This is a genomic window from Paenibacillus melissococcoides (genome assembly GCA_944800085.1).
In the GTDB taxonomy this organism is placed as follows: Bacteria; Bacillota; Bacilli; order Paenibacillales; family Paenibacillaceae; genus Paenibacillus_B; species Paenibacillus_B melissococcoides.
This window is the reverse complement of sequence record CALYLO010000001.1, coordinates 1,385,274-1,403,489: the sequence shown is the minus strand read 5'-3', so window position 1 is coordinate 1,403,489 and position 18,216 is coordinate 1,385,274. Positions and strand designations below refer to the sequence as shown.

The 18,216-nt window shown below is 55.8% G+C and carries 17 protein-coding genes and 1 pseudogene; 4 read left to right on the top strand and 14 right to left on the bottom strand.

Features of this window, described 5'->3' with window-relative positions:
* Positions 1-86: 86 nt before the first annotated feature.
* The 4 genes from OCY70_RS06465 to OCY70_RS06450 all read right to left on the bottom strand — a co-directional run bounded on the left by OCY70_RS06465 (position 87) and on the right by OCY70_RS06450 (position 2,480).
* Positions 87-395, bottom strand: a complete 309-nt coding sequence (locus tag OCY70_RS06465) for a hypothetical protein (protein WP_213431311.1) — start codon at positions 393-395, stop codon at positions 87-89.
* Positions 389-946, bottom strand: coding sequence for a protein phosphatase 2C domain-containing protein (locus tag OCY70_RS06460; protein ID WP_213431312.1), 558 nt, complete (start codon positions 944-946; stop codon positions 389-391). Before OCY70_RS06460 ends, OCY70_RS06465 begins: the two co-directional genes overlap by 7 nt.
* Before the next feature lie 204 nt (positions 947-1,150).
* Positions 1,151-1,726 carry an ATP-dependent Clp endopeptidase proteolytic subunit ClpP gene (gene clpP, locus OCY70_RS06455; RefSeq protein WP_213431313.1) on the bottom strand — a complete coding sequence of 192 codons (576 nt, stop codon included), beginning with the start codon at positions 1,724-1,726 and terminating at the stop codon, positions 1,151-1,153.
* Positions 1,727-1,742: 16 nt separating this feature from the next.
* The gene (locus tag OCY70_RS06450) at positions 1,743-2,480 is read right to left on the bottom strand and encodes an RNA polymerase sigma factor (RefSeq protein WP_261944691.1); all 738 of its coding nucleotides are present in this window, start codon (positions 2,478-2,480) and stop codon (positions 1,743-1,745) included.
* Between the two features lie 227 nt (positions 2,481-2,707).
* Between OCY70_RS06450 and cdaS the strand changes: the two genes are divergently transcribed.
* Positions 2,708-3,340 (top strand): sporulation-specific diadenylate cyclase CdaS, encoded by a 633-nt coding sequence (gene cdaS, locus OCY70_RS06445; RefSeq protein ID WP_213431315.1) that lies wholly within the window; start codon positions 2,708-2,710, stop codon positions 3,338-3,340.
* Between the two features lie 439 nt (positions 3,341-3,779).
* Here the strand turns inward: cdaS and OCY70_RS06440 are convergent, their stop codons facing one another.
* The 7 genes from OCY70_RS06440 to OCY70_RS06410 all read right to left on the bottom strand — a co-directional run bounded on the left by OCY70_RS06440 (position 3,780) and on the right by OCY70_RS06410 (position 13,449).
* On the bottom strand, positions 3,780-5,138 hold the full coding sequence (locus OCY70_RS06440; protein ID WP_261944692.1) for an IS1182 family transposase: 1,359 nt from the start codon (positions 5,136-5,138) through the stop codon (positions 3,780-3,782).
* Between the two features lie 687 nt (positions 5,139-5,825).
* On the bottom strand, positions 5,826-6,440 hold the full coding sequence (locus OCY70_RS06435; protein ID WP_213430371.1) for an alpha/beta hydrolase: 615 nt from the start codon (positions 6,438-6,440) through the stop codon (positions 5,826-5,828).
* A complete protein-coding gene (locus tag OCY70_RS06430) occupies positions 6,437-7,387 on the bottom strand; it encodes a ring-cleaving dioxygenase (RefSeq protein ID WP_213430370.1) in 951 nt (316 codons plus the stop codon). Before OCY70_RS06430 ends, OCY70_RS06435 begins: the two co-directional genes overlap by 4 nt.
* A 278-nt stretch (positions 7,388-7,665) precedes the next feature.
* Entirely contained in the window at positions 7,666-9,303 is a 1,638-nt protein-coding gene (locus tag OCY70_RS06425; protein WP_213430369.1) for an SLC13 family permease, read from the bottom strand.
* 145 nt (positions 9,304-9,448) lie between these two features.
* Positions 9,449-10,171, bottom strand: coding sequence for a response regulator (locus tag OCY70_RS06420; RefSeq protein ID WP_306433973.1), 723 nt, complete (start codon positions 10,169-10,171; stop codon positions 9,449-9,451).
* Positions 10,172-10,179: 8 nt separating this feature from the next.
* On the bottom strand, positions 10,180-11,799 hold the full coding sequence (dcuS, locus tag OCY70_RS06415; protein ID WP_249725518.1) for a DcuS/MalK family sensor histidine kinase: 1,620 nt from the start codon (positions 11,797-11,799) through the stop codon (positions 10,180-10,182).
* A gap of 207 nt (positions 11,800-12,006) precedes the next feature.
* Entirely contained in the window at positions 12,007-13,449 is a 1,443-nt protein-coding gene (locus OCY70_RS06410) for a PAS domain S-box protein (RefSeq protein ID WP_213430366.1), read from the bottom strand.
* Between the two features lie 276 nt (positions 13,450-13,725).
* Here OCY70_RS06410 and OCY70_RS06405 point away from each other — a divergent pair, with 276 nt between their 5' ends.
* Positions 13,726-14,457 carry an endonuclease/exonuclease/phosphatase family protein gene (locus tag OCY70_RS06405; protein WP_213430365.1) on the top strand — a complete coding sequence of 244 codons (732 nt, stop codon included), beginning with the start codon at positions 13,726-13,728 and terminating at the stop codon, positions 14,455-14,457.
* A 176-nt stretch (positions 14,458-14,633) separates the two neighbouring features.
* Here OCY70_RS06405 and OCY70_RS06400 read toward each other — a convergent pair.
* From OCY70_RS06400 to OCY70_RS06390, 3 genes and pseudogenes are all read right to left on the bottom strand, one after another.
* A pseudogene (locus OCY70_RS06400) lies at positions 14,634-14,735 on the bottom strand (hypothetical protein); the annotation flags it as partial.
* 198 nt (positions 14,736-14,933) lie between these two features.
* Complete coding sequence (gene trxB, locus OCY70_RS06395; RefSeq protein ID WP_213430364.1) at positions 14,934-15,896, bottom strand: thioredoxin-disulfide reductase; 963 nt, start codon at positions 15,894-15,896, stop codon at positions 14,934-14,936.
* A 172-nt stretch (positions 15,897-16,068) separates the two neighbouring features.
* Positions 16,069-16,812, bottom strand: coding sequence for a winged helix-turn-helix domain-containing protein (locus OCY70_RS06390; protein WP_213430363.1), 744 nt, complete (start codon positions 16,810-16,812; stop codon positions 16,069-16,071).
* A 219-nt stretch (positions 16,813-17,031) separates the two neighbouring features.
* Here OCY70_RS06390 and OCY70_RS35715 point away from each other — a divergent pair, with 219 nt between their 5' ends.
* Positions 17,032-17,154: a hypothetical protein gene (locus tag OCY70_RS35715; RefSeq protein ID WP_315973910.1), complete on the top strand. Its 123-nt coding sequence runs from the start codon at positions 17,032-17,034 to the stop codon at positions 17,152-17,154.
* A 269-nt stretch (positions 17,155-17,423) separates the two neighbouring features.
* A complete protein-coding gene (locus tag OCY70_RS06380) occupies positions 17,424-17,861 on the top strand; it encodes a GNAT family N-acetyltransferase (RefSeq protein WP_261944693.1) in 438 nt (145 codons plus the stop codon).
* Positions 17,862-18,216 lie beyond the last annotated feature (355 nt).

Below are 18,216 nucleotides of genomic sequence, written 5' to 3'. Positions count from 1 at the left end.
CGTTGCAGCCGCGGAAGCCCAGTTATTGCGCCCCCGATCCGGTATGCCGGACGGGTCGCGGGCAAGCAGGCTCTCTCATTTTCCCATCATATTTTCTCACAATGCGCATTCGCGGCCACGGGATCCGTCCATACGATGGTTGTTTTGTCATCCGATATTTTCAGGCGCGGACAGACGGTGCAATCCGAATCCGCCTCTTCCCTCTTGATAAGCCGCTTCGCATAAGCTTCCAGACCATGGCGGTCGATCGCCTCCAGCATGTGCGACCACGGTTGATTCTCCGCCTCCATGCCGTGGAAGAACCCGTCCGAGACCGCATAGATCGCCGTCAGCCCGGAACGGCTGATGCGTCCCGGCTCCATGCCGCGCTTCAATTCCGGATCTCCGTTCAGCACGGCGTATCCGCCGCGGGTATTCGCCCTGAACCGGTTCTCGCGCTGGAACGGCAGCAGATAGCGAAGAATCTCCGCCGGTTCGCGAATGCCCAGTTCCAGCGCCTCCTGACGCTTCCGCAGCAGGCGCGATCGAACCGTGCCACTTGATCGTGCGTCAGCCGCCGGTAGGTGCCGTCTTTATATTTGGCGAAGAGCATGCAGTCCCCGGCCTGAACATATTCAATCCAGTCTTCGCGCACGCGGAACAGCGCGAATGCCGCGCTCCACCGCTGCGCCTTGTCCGCCATATCGATGCCGGCTTCCCTCATTCTATCCCCCAACGCGGCATTCGCCTGCATCACCAACTGTTCCAGCGGCATGCCGTCCGCGGCCTCTATCGCGTGGGCGGCGAGCAGCTGCGCCGCGATATAGCCGCCCGTATTACTAGATTTGTCCCGGTAGCCGCCTAGAGAGGTCGCTCCGTCGACCACCCCGTACACCTGATTCCGCTCGTTCACGACCAGGGCATCTTCATTCCATATTCCACTGCCTTGCAGATGACAAGTTTGCATCGCTGAACTCCACTCCCATGAAAAACATAGTCACATATGATATCGAAATCTCCGTGCTTTCCAATCTTCTCCATCATACGTCCCTTCGCCTGCTCCCGCAAGGCCTGGGCATCGCCGCTAACAACAAGAAGCCCCTGGCACCCGGCGCGATGGAGACTGCCGTCTCCATACCGGTTCCAAGGGCTTCGCTGCCTGCACGCCGCACTAGGCAATAATCTTGTCGATAATCCCGTACGCGAGCGATTCCTTCGCATCCATGAAGCGATCGCGATCGGTATCCTGCTCGATTCGCTCGATCGGCTGGCCGGTATGCTCGGACAAAATCCGGTTCACCTTCCGCCGCGTGCTCAGTATCCACTCGGCATGGATCTGGATATCGGACGCCTGCCCGCGTACCCCGCCGAGGGGCTGGTGAATCATCACTTCGCTGTTGGCGAGCGACATCCGCTTGCCCTTCGCGCCGCCGGTCAGCAGCATCGCCCCGAAGCTGGCGGCCATACCGATGCAGATCGTGGATACGTCCGGCTTGATGAACTGCATCGTGTCATAGATCGAGAATCCGGCCGTCACCGAGCCGCCGGGACTATTGATATACATCTGAATGTCCTTACCCGGATCCTCGGCTGCCAGGAACAGCAGCTGCGCGACAACCGAATTGGCCATCTGATCCTCAATCTCCCCGGATACCATCACAATCCGGTCCTTCAGCAAACGGGAATAAATATCGTAGCTGCGTTCTCCCACCTTGGTCTGCTCGACCACATACGGTATAAAATTCATGCGAATGCTCCTCTCGTTAGGCCGCCATCCTCCAAGAAGATGAACGGACAAAGTTGGTAAGCATTCCCTGACCGCGGCCAGCGCGGCTTCCCAGGACGGCATGCAGGGAGACGACGGGCTCGACTGCGCCCTGCAGCCCCAGTTCAACGAGGCGTGCGGCGTCTCCGCTCCGGAAGGCGGACAGATAGTCCTTCAGCAGCCTGCTATCCACCCCTTCGGGGGTTGGAAGCCGTTCCTCCTCCGCCGGGAGCCCGGTCCGCAGAACGGTTCGCGCGCGATGCAGCGCAGACTTGACCGCCCCTTCCGTCGTATGGAGCAGAGCGGCCGTCTCCGCCGCTGAATAGCCAAGACCTTCTCTCAGCATTAGCACGGTCCGCTGGAGCGGCGACAAATAGGCCAGCAGCAAAGACATGGCTGCTTCCAGCTCCATCCCGGCATCGGAATCCGGAACTTCGATGAGGTCCTCCAGCGTGTGCAAATGCTGCAGACGCTGCGCGTTTCTATCTTTACGAATGCGATCGATCCAGGCATGCTTCGCCGTCCGCAGCAAATACGCTTCCGTCTGAAGCGGCTTGCCGCCCGGGCGCCGGAACACGGGGATCGCCTTGAGGCAGGCATCCTGCACCAGATCCTCCGCATCCCATGGCGAGCCGGTCAGGGACATGCAATATTTCCGCAGCGAAGGCAGCGCCTCCAGGACAGCATCATGCGCCTCGCTCGCAGAAGAGGTCAGATCGGATTTCACAAAGGCCATGGAATGGGGCCCTCCTTTGCTGATTCCTTTCGTTTACACTACGTAAACGGCCGAACGGCCAAAAAGGATACGCATCATTTGAAATAAAATTATCATATCATGAGCTTGTATGGAAACCCGCAGGCAGCCGTTACGGGTTGGTTTAAATGAGCTTTTCTGTATAATGAGGTTCCGGAAGGTTTACATTAACATTAAGAAGACAATCGGCAAGACAAGGAGCCAGGAGCATGGAGACGGCAAATTGCGATCTATCCATCGTCAAGCAGCAGTTGAAAGAGCAGCTCAAGCAGCTCTCCGATGATATCCGGCAGAGCCTGGAAGTATTCGATGAATCCGACAACTGCATGCTCGGCCAGTTCGAGCAATTCCGGAAAAGCATTATCGCACTGGAATCGACGGCGGCATCATTTTATATGAACTGTTATCTGTCCCCCTACACCGACAAATACGCCGAGTTGACGCTGAGCATTCATCATTTATCGCAGCGAAGACTCGGAGCGCTGATCGTCGTGCAGCGGCAGGACCCGCTCGACCACCTGATCCAGCCCGGGACGCCGATCGGCGCGACCTTGACCCACTCGCTGCTCGAGTCGATCTTCATCTCGGGCAGCCCGCTTCATGACGGCGCCGTCATTATCCGGGCGAACGAGATCCTGTCGGCAGGCAATATATTGCCGCTCTCCCGTTCGATCCCTCCCGGCTCCAAATTCGGCACGCGCCACCGGGCCGCGGCGGGCTTGAGCGAGCGCAGCGATGCGCTCGTGCTTGTCGTCTCCGAAGAATCGGGCACCGCTTCCTTCGCGTTGGGCGGGCGGCTGTATCCTATCTCTTCGCTTATCTCCGGGGATAATACGAAGTAACGCAATGAGACTGTTCCATCGGTCACTTAAAAAAGGGACTGTCCCATACGTCATTTACAAATAGCGAGGGGCATGACGGTACTGCGGCAAATGTGGAGGCGGGGAAGTCGGTACGGACAATGCGGCGGATGCGGAAAGTGGAAATTGGGAAGTGGGAAAGACAGCGCGGACAATGCGATCGGAAAATAGATGAGGCAGCGAAATCCTGCGTAAACGCAGGAATTTTTACCATTTGTTCCACTATTTGATGAAATTCCTGCAAAAGCGCATCAATTTCGCCGATTATTGCTTTCAAACCATTGACATGGCTGAAATTCCTGCAGTTTTCAGGCTGTTGGAAAACCCCTGTTTTTTACGAAGTAATATCAATGTAATATCATTTCGCTGGGAAAAAGTGGTGTTTGATGAGAGAGAATGGAGGGGGGATGGGGTCTTTGCTTTACCCCGCCCTTCTGGCGAGATGTGTGGCTATCTTTTTTATGTTCTGTGCAGTGGCTGTCATTAGCACTTGCTCCTGCACCTTGTCTCTTCCCCGAAACCGGCAATAGCGAAGTCCATGGAGCACTTTGGCATCCGCGAAACTTCGCTCAATGGTTTGGGCGCGTAGGGCATAAACGGCTTTTCCGCTCTCACTCTGGAAGTTTTGAACTACTTTCTCTTTGTGTTCTTCCCAGATATGCCGTTGTATGGTGCGTTGTTTATTTTTGTTCTCGTTACACTTGCTCAATAATGTACAGGCAGCGCATTGTTTGGGATCGGATTTATAATCTCTGAATCCTTTTCGTGTTGTGGTGCGGTACGTGAGTTCTTGCTGGTTTGGACAGATAAAAACATTCTTTTCTGCATCATAATGAAATTTCTCTTTGGGAAATACACCGTGTTCACGGGTCGAACGCTCTGGAATAACTGCCGTGATGTTTAATTTGTTCGTACGGTAACAAACATAGGCCGTCATGTAACCAGAGTCGAGTGCAACGGCCTCCAGCGACTTTTCCCAGCCAAACTTCTCTATTTGATGTAGTAGACGATCTACATAAACAACCGAATCATTCACATTTCCAGGCGTAACGTAGCAGTCCGTAATCACGTTGTATTTATGATCTACGGTGCGGTGATCTAAATAATGAAACCCTTCCGGTTTTCCATCCCGATTCAGGTTTCCGCTCTCCGGATCTGTTAAGCTAACTTTTTGTTCCTTGGTTTCGGCCTCCTCTTTGGGAGGCAGTGGCTTTTTTCCAAAAGCGACCCGATCCTCATTCACGGCTTGCTCCAGCTCTTGGAGATATTCATAAGGCGTACAAGTGACTTCTCGTTTCTCGTACCGTCCGTTATTGGCATTTGCCTTGATATGCGTGGAGTCGGTAAAGAGCAGCCGACCTCCCACCATGTTGTGCTGAATCGCCTGCTGAACGATATTATCGAAGATATCTTGGAAGATGGTAGTATCCTTAAACCGATTTTTCCGGTTCCAGCTAAAGATCGAATGGTCAGGCGCTTTGCCGGAAAGCCCGAGCCGTAAGAACCACCGAAAAGCCAGGGAATCGTTGACGACTCGCTCCAGTTCTCGCTCTGAGCGAATGTTATACAAGTAGCCGATCAGCAGCATTTTAAAGAACACAATGGGATCCACAGATGGTCGGCCGTTCGACTCGCTGTAGTAAGGACGCACAAGGTCCAAAATAAAGGTAAAATCAATATGTTTATCGATATGACGAAGCAAGTGATCAGGGGCAACCATATGCTCAAGACAAACCAGTTCATAGTCCAGTTGTGGGTTGGGATCATTCGTGTAAAGCATACAAACACCGCGCTTTCCATGGATTATGATAAGAACATTATACCAAATTAACGCGGTGAATGGGTAATTAACATAGACTTTCTCAACACTCTGAGTTTTGCAGGAATCCCTGTAACGGAGGAAGCGTCATAAGGAAATACTGCATTTCCGCAGTATTTCGGCAAGTCGAGCGGCGAGAAGCAGCATCGAAGCAAAGCGAAAGCAGAATCGAAACAGAGCAGAAGCAGAGTCGGAGCAGTCTCGAGGCAGAGCGGAAGCAGAGTCGAAGCAGCATCGAGGCAGAGCGGAAGCAGAGTGAAAGCAGAGTGAAAGCAGAGTCGAAGTCGAATCGAAGTTGAATCAAAGTTGAATCAAAGTTGAATCGAAGCAAAGCGTAAGCAGAATCAAGGCAAAGCGGAAGCAAACCGTAAGCAGAATCAAGGCAGAGCGGAAGCAAAGTGAAAGCAGAGTCGAAGGAGAGTCGAAGTCGAATCGAAACAGAGTAAAGTAGGAGTGAATCAGACAGCACCAAATCAGCCAAACGAAAAGCGAATCCACTGTCACCTCGAACAAATGAGATCATGAATAATTAGGCATGTCCGGCAAAACGCAGTACTGTTTTCACAGGTTGGGGCTGTCTCATTGCAGCTAGAAACTACTTCTAAGACAGCCCCATTTGCGCATTCATCGATATGTAATTCCGCTATTTCATTGCGTCAAAAACTTGCCGCGGAACCAGTCCGCTGCCGCCTCCGCCTCGGTCGAGGTCAACTGATGGCCATATCGCTCCCAATGAACGGTGACGTCGGCGCCCGCTCCGCGCAGCAGCCCTTCCAGCTCCTCCGTCTCCTGCGGCGGGCAGATCGGGTCGTTCTTGCCCGCCCCGATAAAGACGGGGATCCCGCTCAGCTCGGGCAGCACGACGCCGCGGCGCGGAACCATCGGATGGTGGAGAATGGCGCCGGCCCATGCCTCTTGAATATGGAACAGCAGGCTGGCGGCGATATTCGCGCCATTGGAATATCCGACGGCCACGAGATGGCGCCGATCGAACCCGTACTGTTCCGCCGCTTGGTCCAGAAATTCGTTCACTTCCCCCGTCCGGAACAGCAGATCCTCTTCATCGAATACGCCTTCCGCGAGCCGCCGGAAGAAGCGCGGCATTCCATTCTCCAGCACATTGCCGCGCAGGCTGAGCACCGCCGATTCCGGCGAGATCATTCGGGCCAGCGGCACCAGATCACGCTCCGAACCGCCCGTCCCGTGCAGCAGCACCAGCGTCGGGGCCGACTCGTTCGTCCCTTTTTCGTACAAATGTCTCATGCTTCCCCCTCCTTGAGCGCTCTGACCTCGATCGGCAGCAGATTCGCTTCAATCTGCGTGCGGTGCGGCTCGAACCATTCCGGCAGCATCAGGCGCTCTCCGAGCGACTCGAACGGCTCATCGCGCGTGAAGCCAGGCGGATCCGTCGCAATCTCGAACAAAATCCCGCCGCTCTCCCGGAAATAGATGGCGTTGAAATATTGCCGGTCCACGATCGGCGTCGGATGATAGCCGCTCTGCTCCACCTTGCTCCGCCATTCCGCATGATCCTCGAAATCGCGGGCCCTCCAGGCGATATGGTGCACAGTCCCTGCGCCCCCGACTCCCGGCTCCATGTCCGACTTCGGAATATCGATCAGATTGCCGATCTCCCCGGCGGCGCGGAACCGGACGAATCCGGCATCCTCGCCTACCCGGGTCAAGCCGAGCACATGCTCGAGCACGCTCATCGTCTGGCTGGCATGCACGCTGAACAGCACCGCTCCGCCGAAGCCCTTGATCGCCTTGTCCGCCGGAATTCCGTCGAACGACCATTGGCTGGCCGGACCTTCCTCCCGTTCCACCAGTTCCAGCCGCAATCCTTCATTATCTGTAAACTGCACGTAGTTCTCCCCGAAGCGGCGGCCTGTCATGACGGAAATGCCGAACCGTCTCAGCCGCGCTTCCCAGAAGTCCAGGGCCCCCGGCGGAACGACATACGTAGTCATGCCGACCTGGCCGCCCCCGATGCGCCCCCAGCGGGAATCGGGCCACGGGAAGAACGTAATGATCGTACCCGGACCGCCAACCTCGTTCCCGAAATACAAGTGGTATACTTCCGGCGCATCGAAATTAATCGTCTTCTTCACGAGCCGCAAGCCGAGAACGCCGGCATAGAAGTCAACGTTCGCCTGCGGATCGCGGGCAAAAGCCGTAATATGATGAATCCCTGCCGTATGCAAAGTCATATGGATCTCTCCTTTTTATCTCGGTATAAATCAATTGCATTCATTAATATCTTGAATTAAAGATATTATATTTATCTCCTTCTGTCAAGTGTGCCCCGCAACCGCCGCCCCCAGTCAACAAGCCTTGTCCTCCCTCATCCTAATAGGATATGCGCAACAAAAAACCGGCTCCGCAAAGGAACCGGTTCGGTCAACATGTATGACAAGCGGCTGATGAACGCTCTGGCGCCAAAGGCAAGCGCGTGCTTCGTCTCTGTGGCTTTCCGCATGGCAGAAACCTAGCCCTGCGCTTTCGTCAAGAGACTTTCCGGAATCACATTCAGATCAATCCCGAAGACAAGCGGCAGCAAATAATATACGGCAAGGATAATAATGAGTGTCGCGAATACGTTAACGGAAAAGCCGGCCCGGACCATGTCGATAATCTTTAATTTCCCCGTGCCGAATATAATCGCGTTGGGCGGCGTGCCGACAGGCAGCATGAAGGCGCAATTGGCCGCCATGGCGCAAGGGATCATAAGAGCGAACGGATGAATGCCAAGCGCGATCGCGAGCGCGGCGACGACAGGCAGGATCATCGTTGCGGTTGCCGTATTGGACGTGATCTCGGTCATCATCATGATCAAAAGCGTAGCGCAAGAAATAATGACAATGAGATGAAAACCGTCCAGCATCGTCAACTGCTCTCCCATCCAGTCGGACAGACCGCTGGAACGGAAGCCCGCCGCAATCGCCAGCCCGCCTCCAAACAGAAGGAGCACGCCCCACGGAATGTCCTTGGAATCGCTCCAATTCAAAATGCGTGAGCTTGCTTCTCTTTTAGCCGGAATCATAAATAATAAGGCTGCGGCCATTATCGCAATCATCCCGTCCGAGATGCCGGGGATAGGCACGAACAAACAGACGTCTACCCATAAAAACTCGCGCGTGATCCACATAAAAGCTGCGAAGACGAACACGAGGCCAACCATCCCTTCTTCATAGGAGGTTTTGCCAAGCTTGCTGCGCTCGCTCTGAATTAACTCTCTTCCCCCCGGAAGCTGGCGGATCGATGTTTTGAACTTGATTCTCCCCAAGTAAAACCACGTGGAGATAAGCATAAGCATGACGACCGGAACGGCAAACAGCATCCACTGGGCAAAGGAGATGGAAATGCCGAATAATTCATTCATTTGGGCGACAAGAATAATGTTGGGCGGCGTGCCTATCAGTGTTCCGAGCCCGCCGATCGTGCCTGCGTAGCCGATGCCAAATATAAGGGACTTCTCAAATCTCGGCAGCTCCTCTTCCTCCGGCTTGCCTGCCAATGTGCTCGCAATCTGGGCCGTAATCGCCAATCCCATCGGGACCATCATCATGACGGCGGCCGTGTTGGACACCCACATCGACAAAAATCCCGTTGCGGCCATAAAGCCCAGCAGGATACGCTGCGTGCTCGTGCCGATGAGCGAAATAATAAAGAGAGCCATTCTTTTGTGCAAATTCCATTTTTCCATCGCGGTGGCGATAAAAAAGCCGCCCAGGAACAAAAAAATAATATCGTTGCCGTAGGAGGAGGCGACCGCGTTCCCTGGCATCGCTCCCGTGACAGGCAGCAGGATCAGCGGCAGCAGAGATGTAGCCGGAATCGGAATCGCCTCGGTAATCCACCACACGGCAATCCATAACGTAACGGCGAGCACGGATTTCCCTTCCGCAGACAAGCCATCAGGCTGAAAAAATAACATCGTCAGGATAAACAAAGCAGGTCCCAATATAAATCCGACGAGTTGAGGCGCGGCATACGGCTTATTGAACTTGACGGCAGGCCGAACGCCTCCCTGATCCGCAGCTTGGCCGGATACCGTCAATACCTCTTTCGTTCGCTTATGCTGTGCCCACAGGCTGCGCCAAGCGGATACAACCAATTGCTTCATCATTCATCCCCCATCTGTAAGCGCTTTCGTTAATTTTGTTACAAATTTATTTAGCTGTATACATTTTTTAACTAATGTCATCGGTTTTGTAACTAAAAAAAGTGCCCGGAACGAGAAAAAAAGCTCGCCGCCACCGCGCGCGAGCTTATTCAACCCGTACTTTTTCTTCTTTTTGCAAAATGGACAGCACGTAATCCAGCCCCTCTGCGCTGAGTCTATACTGCTGGAGCGGGCGGCCGCAGCCTTGATAGCTGACATCACTGAGCAAGGTGTTGTTTTCCTCCAGGAAGCGCAAATATTTGCGCAGCGACACTCTGGATATCCCCGTCAATTCTGCCAATTCGGCCGTGGAGAACCAGCCCTCCAGCTTGTTAATCCCGCGCAGGACGCGAAGAAACGTTTCTTTCGTAATCCCTTTGGGCAGGCTCTCCCCGGTCCATCCTTTGTTTCCGCCTCCTTGATGGAACAGCGCATCAACCTCTTCTTGCTGAATGACTTCTTTCCGCATATGGACGCATCTATACTTGTACCGCATCAGCGCCTCCCGGAACCGCTCAAAATCAAAAGGCTTGATTAAATAGTCAACGGCCCCGTAACGAAGAGCCGTTTGTACGGACGCGCGGTCATTCGCGGAAGAGACCACGATAACATCTACGGCAAGGTTGGCTTTCCTTGCATTGACGAGCACCTCAAGTCCGTTCTTGTTCGCCATATACACGTCCAGCAATATTAAATCGATTTTTCCGCTCTGGAGAATTTCCCAGCCGGCTTCGATTCCCGCAGCCGTTCCCGCCAAGGCGAAGCCCGGCACCTTGTCCACATACATTCCGTTGAACTTCGCCACCATCGGATCATCTTCAATAATCAAGACCTGAATCATGCCTGGTATGGGATGCGCACCGTCAATGTCACCCCGTCTCCTTTCCTTGAGGATATATGTACTGTCCCGCCTATGTCCGCCGCCGCTTTGTGGATCAGATGGAGGCCGTAGCCCCTTCCTTCTCCTTTGGTGGATTTCCCTTTTCCGAGCTCTCCGGCAAGCTCCTCCGCCAGACCGGGGCCATTATCCCGCACTGTCCATTCCAGACAGCCATCCCTGGCGGAAGACAGTTCTACCGCGACTTCTTTCTCCTCCTGCTCCGCAACCGCTTCATAGGCGTTGTCCAACGTATTGCCGATGATCGTCATCAGCGCGTCAAGAACCTCCGGCCGCGTAATGGACGGCCACGCTTCCCGTCCGGTCAGCGTCACTTCGACGTCATGATCCTGCAGGAAGCTGAGCTTATTGAGCAAAAATCCCGCTATCACCGGGTCTTTCACATGGTTGGAGACCCAGCCCACATCCTTTTGATAATGATGGGAAATCCGCTTGATATATGCCTGAAGCTCCTTGTATGATTCCGTATGCACCATGGCGGAGATGACATGAAGCTTGTTCATGAACTCATGCGTGTGCACCCTCAGGCTTTCCGCATAATTTTTGGCGCCCGACAATTGATCCAGCATGCTCGTCAGCTCCGTTTTATCCCGGAACGTAGCCAGCGCGCCCACCAGTTTGCCGGCAGCCTTGACAGGAACGCAGTTCACGACGATTTCCAGATTGTTCAATGTTTGCTGCTGATCCAGTTCTACTCTTTGGTGAATCAATACGTCCTGCAGCTTTGACTGCGGCATATACTCCCGCACATGCTTTCCGACCGGGTCGGCGCGAAGCCCCGCCCGCTTGAATATGTCCCGTGCCGCCCGATTCGCTACCACCATGATCCCCTGTTCATCAATCGCGACGACTCCTTCGCGCACGGAAGCGAGCATCGCCTCTCTTTCCTCCAGCAGCTTCGCGATTTCCGCCGGCTCCAGGCCGTGCATCGAGCGCTTGACCTTCTGCGCCAGCAGCAGCGCCCCGATCAAGCCTGCCGCCAAGCCTGCCCCCATGCCGAGAAGGATGATTTTTTGACTGCGCAGCACCGCGTCATTGATTTTATCCTTGGCGATCCCGACCGCCACGGCACCAAGCTGCTCTCCCCCGTCCCAGATCGGCATAAAGGCGCGCATCGACTCCCCTAACGTCCCGACAGCAACCGACGTGTAACTTTTCCCTTCCAGAGCCGGGCCTTCGTCTCCTCCGACAAACGTTTTGCCAATCATCTCTTCATTGGGATGAGAGAGACGAACGCTGTTCATATCCATGACCACGATATACCCCACGTTTGTATCCGCTTTCACATTCATCGTATAAGTCTGGACAGAGCCGCCATAGGTTCCGTTGCGAAGGCTGTCCAGAATGGTCGGAGCCTGACCGACCGCGCTGGCGATGGCTTGCGCCCTCTCTTCCAGACTTCTCTGGGTCGCGGCCGCATAGTCGTCCGCGATAAGGATGCCGGTCAAGATGAGAGACATAGCCACCACGACAGTGACAAGCAGCAGGATAAGCGTCTTTAATTTGTAAGGCCGACCGGGGAAAAGGAATAGTTTGAGACCTTGCGTAATTTTGGCCACCTCGCATCTTCTTGCCTATTTTTACAAAAATGGAAAGTACACTATATCAATATAACGGAAAGTTGAAATTTGAACTAGTCCCGATCCGCAGCAGCGGCAAAAAGCACCTCCAGCGGCGCATGCCCATCCCTGCGCTTCGGAAGTGCTTTGGTCTTTCGTTCCGCCCTGTCGAATCCGCTCCCTGCTTCGCTCAAGCCGCCGCCGTCTCTACTCATAGAGAATCGGCAGCGCCACCGTAAAGGTCGTCCCCTGCTGCGGCCTGCTGTCCACCGATATGCTCCCGCCGTGATTGTCCATAATGTTATAGCTGACCATCAGGCCGAGTCCCGTCCCGGAATCCTTCGTCGTATAGAACGGCTGGCCCAGCATTTCCAGCTTCTCCGGAGGAATGCCGCAGCCCTCGTCTTCAATCGTAATCCGCGCAAAGCCGTCTCTCACGCTTGCTCCGATATAAATATGTCCGCCGTCCTGCATCGCTTCGATCGCATTTTTAATTAAATTGACGAACACCTGCTTGATCTGATTCGGCTCGCAGTGAAGCCATATTTCTCCCGGCGGAAGATCGGCGGCAATCGCGCTGTTCTTCATCGCCGCCTGGGTGCTCATCAGCGCAATGCTCTGCTCAAGAAGCTGCACCAGGTTCGCGCGCCGGGCCGATACCATATTCGGCTTCGCCAAAATAAGCAGCTCGTTGCAGATGATCTCAATGCTCTTCAGCTCGGATTCGATGATGTCGTAATATTGTTCCTTCTCGCTCTTCAAGGATCGCAGCAATTTGAGAAAGCCGTTGATCGAGGTGATCGGGTTGCGTATTTCATGGGCGATTCCCGCGGCAAGCTGCCCGACGATCGAGAGCTTCTCCGACTGGATGATGCGCTCCTCTTCCTTTTTCCGCTCCGTCACATCCTGAAATACGCCAATCACCGCCTCTTCGCCGAGAAATGTGGTCGGTATCGAGACGCCCTCCGCATATTTAATCTGTGTGTCATAGCAGCGGAGCTTATATTTGACGGTCCCCAGCTTCCCTCCCTGATGGTATCTTCGCCTTCTGTCGTCGATCTTGTCATGGTTGCTCGGATCGACGAAATCCTTCGTCGATACGCCCAATACTTCCTCGGGGCCGCGCGCGCCGAGCAATTGAATTCCGGCCCGGTTGACGTACTGGCAGACCCCGTGCCGGGTAATGATGACGGCGAGCGGCAATTCCTCCAGCAGAATGCGGAACGACTCCTCCTTCTCCCGCAGCACGCTTTCCGTTTTTTGCTGCGCGATTTCCGTCATTTTCTTGGCCGTAATATCGTGGAACTGCGAGAACAAAAAAATGGGCTCCCCTTTCTCGTTGTGCACGACGGAGACATTCACCAGACACCATAACGGATGCCCTTGCTTATGTATGTACCGCTTTTCCATATGGTATGCTTCAATCTTCATGTTCAGGAGCTGATAGACATACTCCAGGTTCTCTTCGAGATCATCCCGATGGGTGATCGACTGAAAATTCATGGCCAGCAATTCTCGCTCATCATAGCCAAGCATGCTGCACAAGGCGCAGTTGACTTGGATGAACCGGCCTTCCAGAGACACGATCGACATCCCGATAGACGCATTGTTAAAAGCGAAATCGAACAAGTCAATTTGCTTCAAATGCATAAGAGTATCCCCTTTCAATCGCCACATCCCCAAATGACCTTCAAGCGGAATGAGTTATGTCTTTATCCAGGAACGGGAATCGCCAATTTTTCTGTTGTGTACGAAATATTCGCTGCCGTCCACAAATTTCCTCGCGCCCGAAAATAAAATTTTTCCAAAATATTGTACAGGGCCGCAGCTCCGAAAAAACGGCTCGCGCCGCCCCATTGACTGCGTCCCTCATCTGTGCGAACGTTAGCAGGAGAGGAGACTACGCTACGATTCAGGGGTGAGTTCATGACAGAGTGCGCAGCATCGCTTACCGTCATGTCGTACAACATTCAGCATGGGCGCGGAATGGATGACCGGTATGATCCCGCGCGGATTGCGGACGTTATCCGCAGAGCGGGCGCAGACGTGGTCGGCCTGCAGGAGGTGGACCGCCATTTCGACAGGCGGAGCAATTACGAGGATACGATAACGGTATTGGCCGCCCGCCTGGGGATGCAGTATGCGTACGGCGCCAACCTGGACGGGGAGCCCGAGCCGGGGCGCACCGAGCGGAGGCAATACGGCATCGCCGTCCTGAGCAAGTATCCGATCGTCCATCAGCAGCATTACTTGCTGGACAGCGCCGGCCGGGAGCAGCGAGGATTGCTGGAGACCGAGCTCGTCGTCGAGGATGCGAGAGTGAGCTTCTACGTCACCCATCTTGGGCTGGAGCGGCAGGAGCGGCTTGCGCAGATATCGGAAATTCTCGATATCGCCGCCCGGCAGACCGAAGCGGCGATCATTACGGGCGACTTCAACGCCCATCCGGACAGCCCGGAGCTCGCCGCGATGTCCCGCTCCTTCCGCGACGTATTCGCCGATCTTCCCGCGGCCTATACCTATCCGGCTGGCGGGGCCAAGGAGACGATCGACTATATTCTCGTCAACGAAGGCATCGCTGTCGGCGCACGGCGCGAAGTCGTCCGTTCGGTGGCATCGGATCATTACCCGATCGCCGCGGCCTTATCGATCCGGTAGAATGAAGCAGCGCCGCAAGCCATTGCCTTCACATGGAGGCCGATAGCTTGCGGCGCTGCGGCGAGAGCCATTCACGGCGTATCCGGCGCTGCTTGCTCCGCCGTACACCGCCGTACGCCGCGGCTCTCTTCCTCTATCTCGCTCTATCCGCGGGAATACCGGCGAACGAGCGCGGACGCGCGCTCCTCTACGCCGACCGTCTCGCTCGCCGTAATCTGCACATTGGCGATGTATTGGTTTTTCCAGACCGCCTGGAGCATCGGATTCGTATATTCGAGCTTCTTTATATATAAGGAGGAATCCGCCCATAGAGCGGATTCCGCCGTTGCCGTATCTATGCAAGGCTGCATAGGCCTTCCGCCGCCCCGACTAAGCCAGGGCGGCCGCTATCCGCTTGCATGTTTGCCGCGGGCCCGCCGGCCCGCTCCATATGTGCCCCGAACCGGATTCGCTCACAGCGCCTGGCTCCGGGCGGTTTACGCTTGGACCGCCGCCGGAGCGCTTGCGCCCACCACGGTCTCCACGCTCTCCAAGTAACGCTCGCAGTCTAGCGCGGCCATGCAGCCCGTGCCGGCGGCGCTAATCGCCTGGCGGTACCGGTTGTCCTGCACATCCCCGCAGGCGAATACGCCCGGAATGTTCGTCTCGGTCGTGCCCGGCTTGACAAGCAGGTAGCCCTGCTCATCGGCATCAAGCTGGCTGTCCAGGAACTTCGTGTTCGGCGTATGCCCGATCGCCACGAAGATGCCGTCCGTCGCGATGATCTCCTCTTCGCCGGTCTTATTGTTGCGCACCTTCAGACCGGTCACGCCATGCTCGCCCGCCATCACTTCCAGCGGGGTCCGGTTCAGGGACCAGCGAATCTTGCCGTTCTGGCGCGCCCGATCCTGCATAATCTTGGAGGCGCGCAGCTCCGTGCGGCGGTGGACCAGCACCACTTCGGAAGCGAAGCGCGTCAGGAAGTTGGCTTCCTCCATCGCGGAGTCGCCGCCGCCGATGACGACAATCTTCTTGTTGCGGAAGAAGAACCCGTCGCAGGTCGCGCACGTGCTGACGCCGCGGCCGACGTTATCGCGCTCGCCCGGAATGCCGAGATACTTCGCGGAGGCGCCTGTCGATATAATCAGCGACTCGGCCTGAATCTCGCCCATCCCCTCGACGGACAAGGTGAACGGCCGCTTGGACAGATCCGCTTCCGTAACCCAGCCGGTGCGGAATTCCGCGCCGAAGCGCTCGGCCTGCTTGCGCATATTGTCCATCAGCTCCGGGCCCATAATGCCGTCCGGGAAGCCGGGGAAATTCTCCACTTCCGTCGTCGTCGTCAACTGGCCTCCAGGCTCCGGGCCTTCGATAATCAACGGGCTCAGGTTCGCACGGGCTAAATAAATCGCCGCCGTCAATCCGGCAGGCCCCGTTCCGACAATGACCGTCTTGTACATAAAATCATCTCCATCATCTATCGAATCATGTTGAATATAACTTAAGCGTCCTTGCTTGCAGAACTTATCTTATCATCAGTGCCGCCGTTCATCATGAAGGCTTGATGAAGACACAATGAACCCTTCATGAAGGAATCATGAAGGGTTCATGAAGATGCCCGCTATCGATGTTTTAATCGGCTATCCGGTAGCCGATTCCCCGGACCGTGACAATGTACTTCGGATGCTTCGGCGCGTCGCCTAGCTTCTGGCGCAGACTTTTGATATGGACATCGATCGAATTGCTGCCGCCCATATACGATTCGCCCCAGACGAACTCCATAATCTGCTGCCGGGTCATGACGCCGCCGCCATTCAGCAGCAGCCCCTTCAGCACGTCGAACTCGGTTCGCGTCAGCTCGATCTTGGCGCCTCCCTGATGCACCGTGATGCGCTTCAGATCGACGACGACATCCTTGAAGCGCAGGAGCTCGCTGCCCGCCGCCGCCGGCTGGGCATCGTTCCGGCTGGCCAGCTCTTCGATTCGCGCCAAGGCCGATTCGATCGGACAAGGCCAGATCATCACTTCCCTGCCCTGCTCATCCGGCCCCTTCTCCGAGCCCTCGCCCTGGAGCAGAAGGATGGCGCCATGGCTCCCGGGGATGGTGGCGGACGGGTCGGCCGGTACCGCCTTCGTCCGATCGACGATGAGCAGATCGCTGTTCATCGTCTGCAGCATCGGATCATGCTCCTGATGGAAGAGCAGCACATCATAACAGCGTATCGTTAACGCGACGAACAGCGAGCGGATCGAAGCCGGGAAAGGGCTGACGATCACGATCCGCCGGGTCGTCTCGCAGAATTGCCCCAATTCATCATCCGCAAAGGTCATTGTCTTTCCGACATCGACGGAATCGTTGTCTTTGAATGACTGCACGCCGCACACACTCCTTTGCCAATAAACTCCTCTTCGGCGGCCATCGTGAACCCGCCATTTTAGAGTTAGTAATAATATAAGAAGGCGAGGCGCAAAAGTCAACAATAGTCAGTCCCTGTGTTCGAAGTAATGGGCTCCGCTGCTGTAAGTCAGGATGTCATCATCGATCAGGTAAGGGAAAAATATAACTGCCGGGTGTTAAAATGCGAGGGGCGTCCCGTGCTCGAATACACCTCGGAACAGGAGCTTGATCAGATAACGGAGTATGTCCGGCAGACGTTCCATAAAGATCTTCTCGACGTGTTCTTCACGGCGATCCCAAGCCCGCAGCTTGACGAATAGACCCCATTCCCTCCCTTGCCGCCCGGTGCAGGATGACAGCGGCCGCAAGCAGCGGCGGTTCAAGGCAGCATCAATAATTCCGCGACGCAAATGCGCTTCCTGCCGGATGGTCCGACGGGGAGCGCATTTTGTTTAGCCGCGGCGACCGGCATTATGTGCGACTATGCGCCACCTTGAGTTTTGAATGGGTGTTGCCCGATACGCAGCCGCGTGACTACAATGGAGACAACGTGTGCCAAACAGCGATAATGAAGCGAGGAGGCGTGACTATGATTCGAATTGCCCCCATTGTGGCCGATCAGCTTGAGGAACTGGCCGCCTTATATACCGAGCTGGAGGGCAGCGTGACGAACCGGGAACGGCTGCGGGAGACATTCGGCCTGCTCCGGGACCACCCGGATTACTTGCTGCTCGGCGCCGTGCATGAATCGGGGCGGCTCGTCGGTTCGGTAATGGGCATTACATGCCAGGATCTGACCGGGAACTGCCGCCCGTTCATGGTGCTGGAAAACATGATTGTGACCGAGGCGTTCCATCGTTCCGGCATCGGACAAATGCTCGTCCAAGCGGTGGAGCAAGCGGCGCAGGAGCGCGGCTGTCACAGCGTCATGCTTTTCTCCAGCGCCTGGCGCAGCGACGCGCACCGCTTCTATGAGAAGCTGGGCTTCTTGAAGGATGCGGCCTATGGCTTTGTCAAGCCGCTATAGCCTCCTGGACATGACAGGAGCTTCTCCCGCCGCCAATATTCCTGCAATCCCGCGCGGCATCAAGCCGGGGCGCTATCGTCGTGAAGCGGTTCTCCGCGATTCTGTCGGATAGGACGTGGAGCTGCACCGGCGACTTCGAGATCCGCTGATGGCCGGCCCGGGATTCCCAGAACCACGCCCGGGCAGCAGGCGCCGATCCCCGGCGCCTCGCATGCGGCGGGCACCTCCGTGGGCCCGCCGCCGCGCCCGGCCGCCGGGGCCGAAGCTTTCCCCCGCCGCTTCGCATGCGAGCGCAGATTGCGGGGCCGGCCCTTATCCTCGATGCGCCCTGCCGACTCCTGCAGCAGCCCCATCA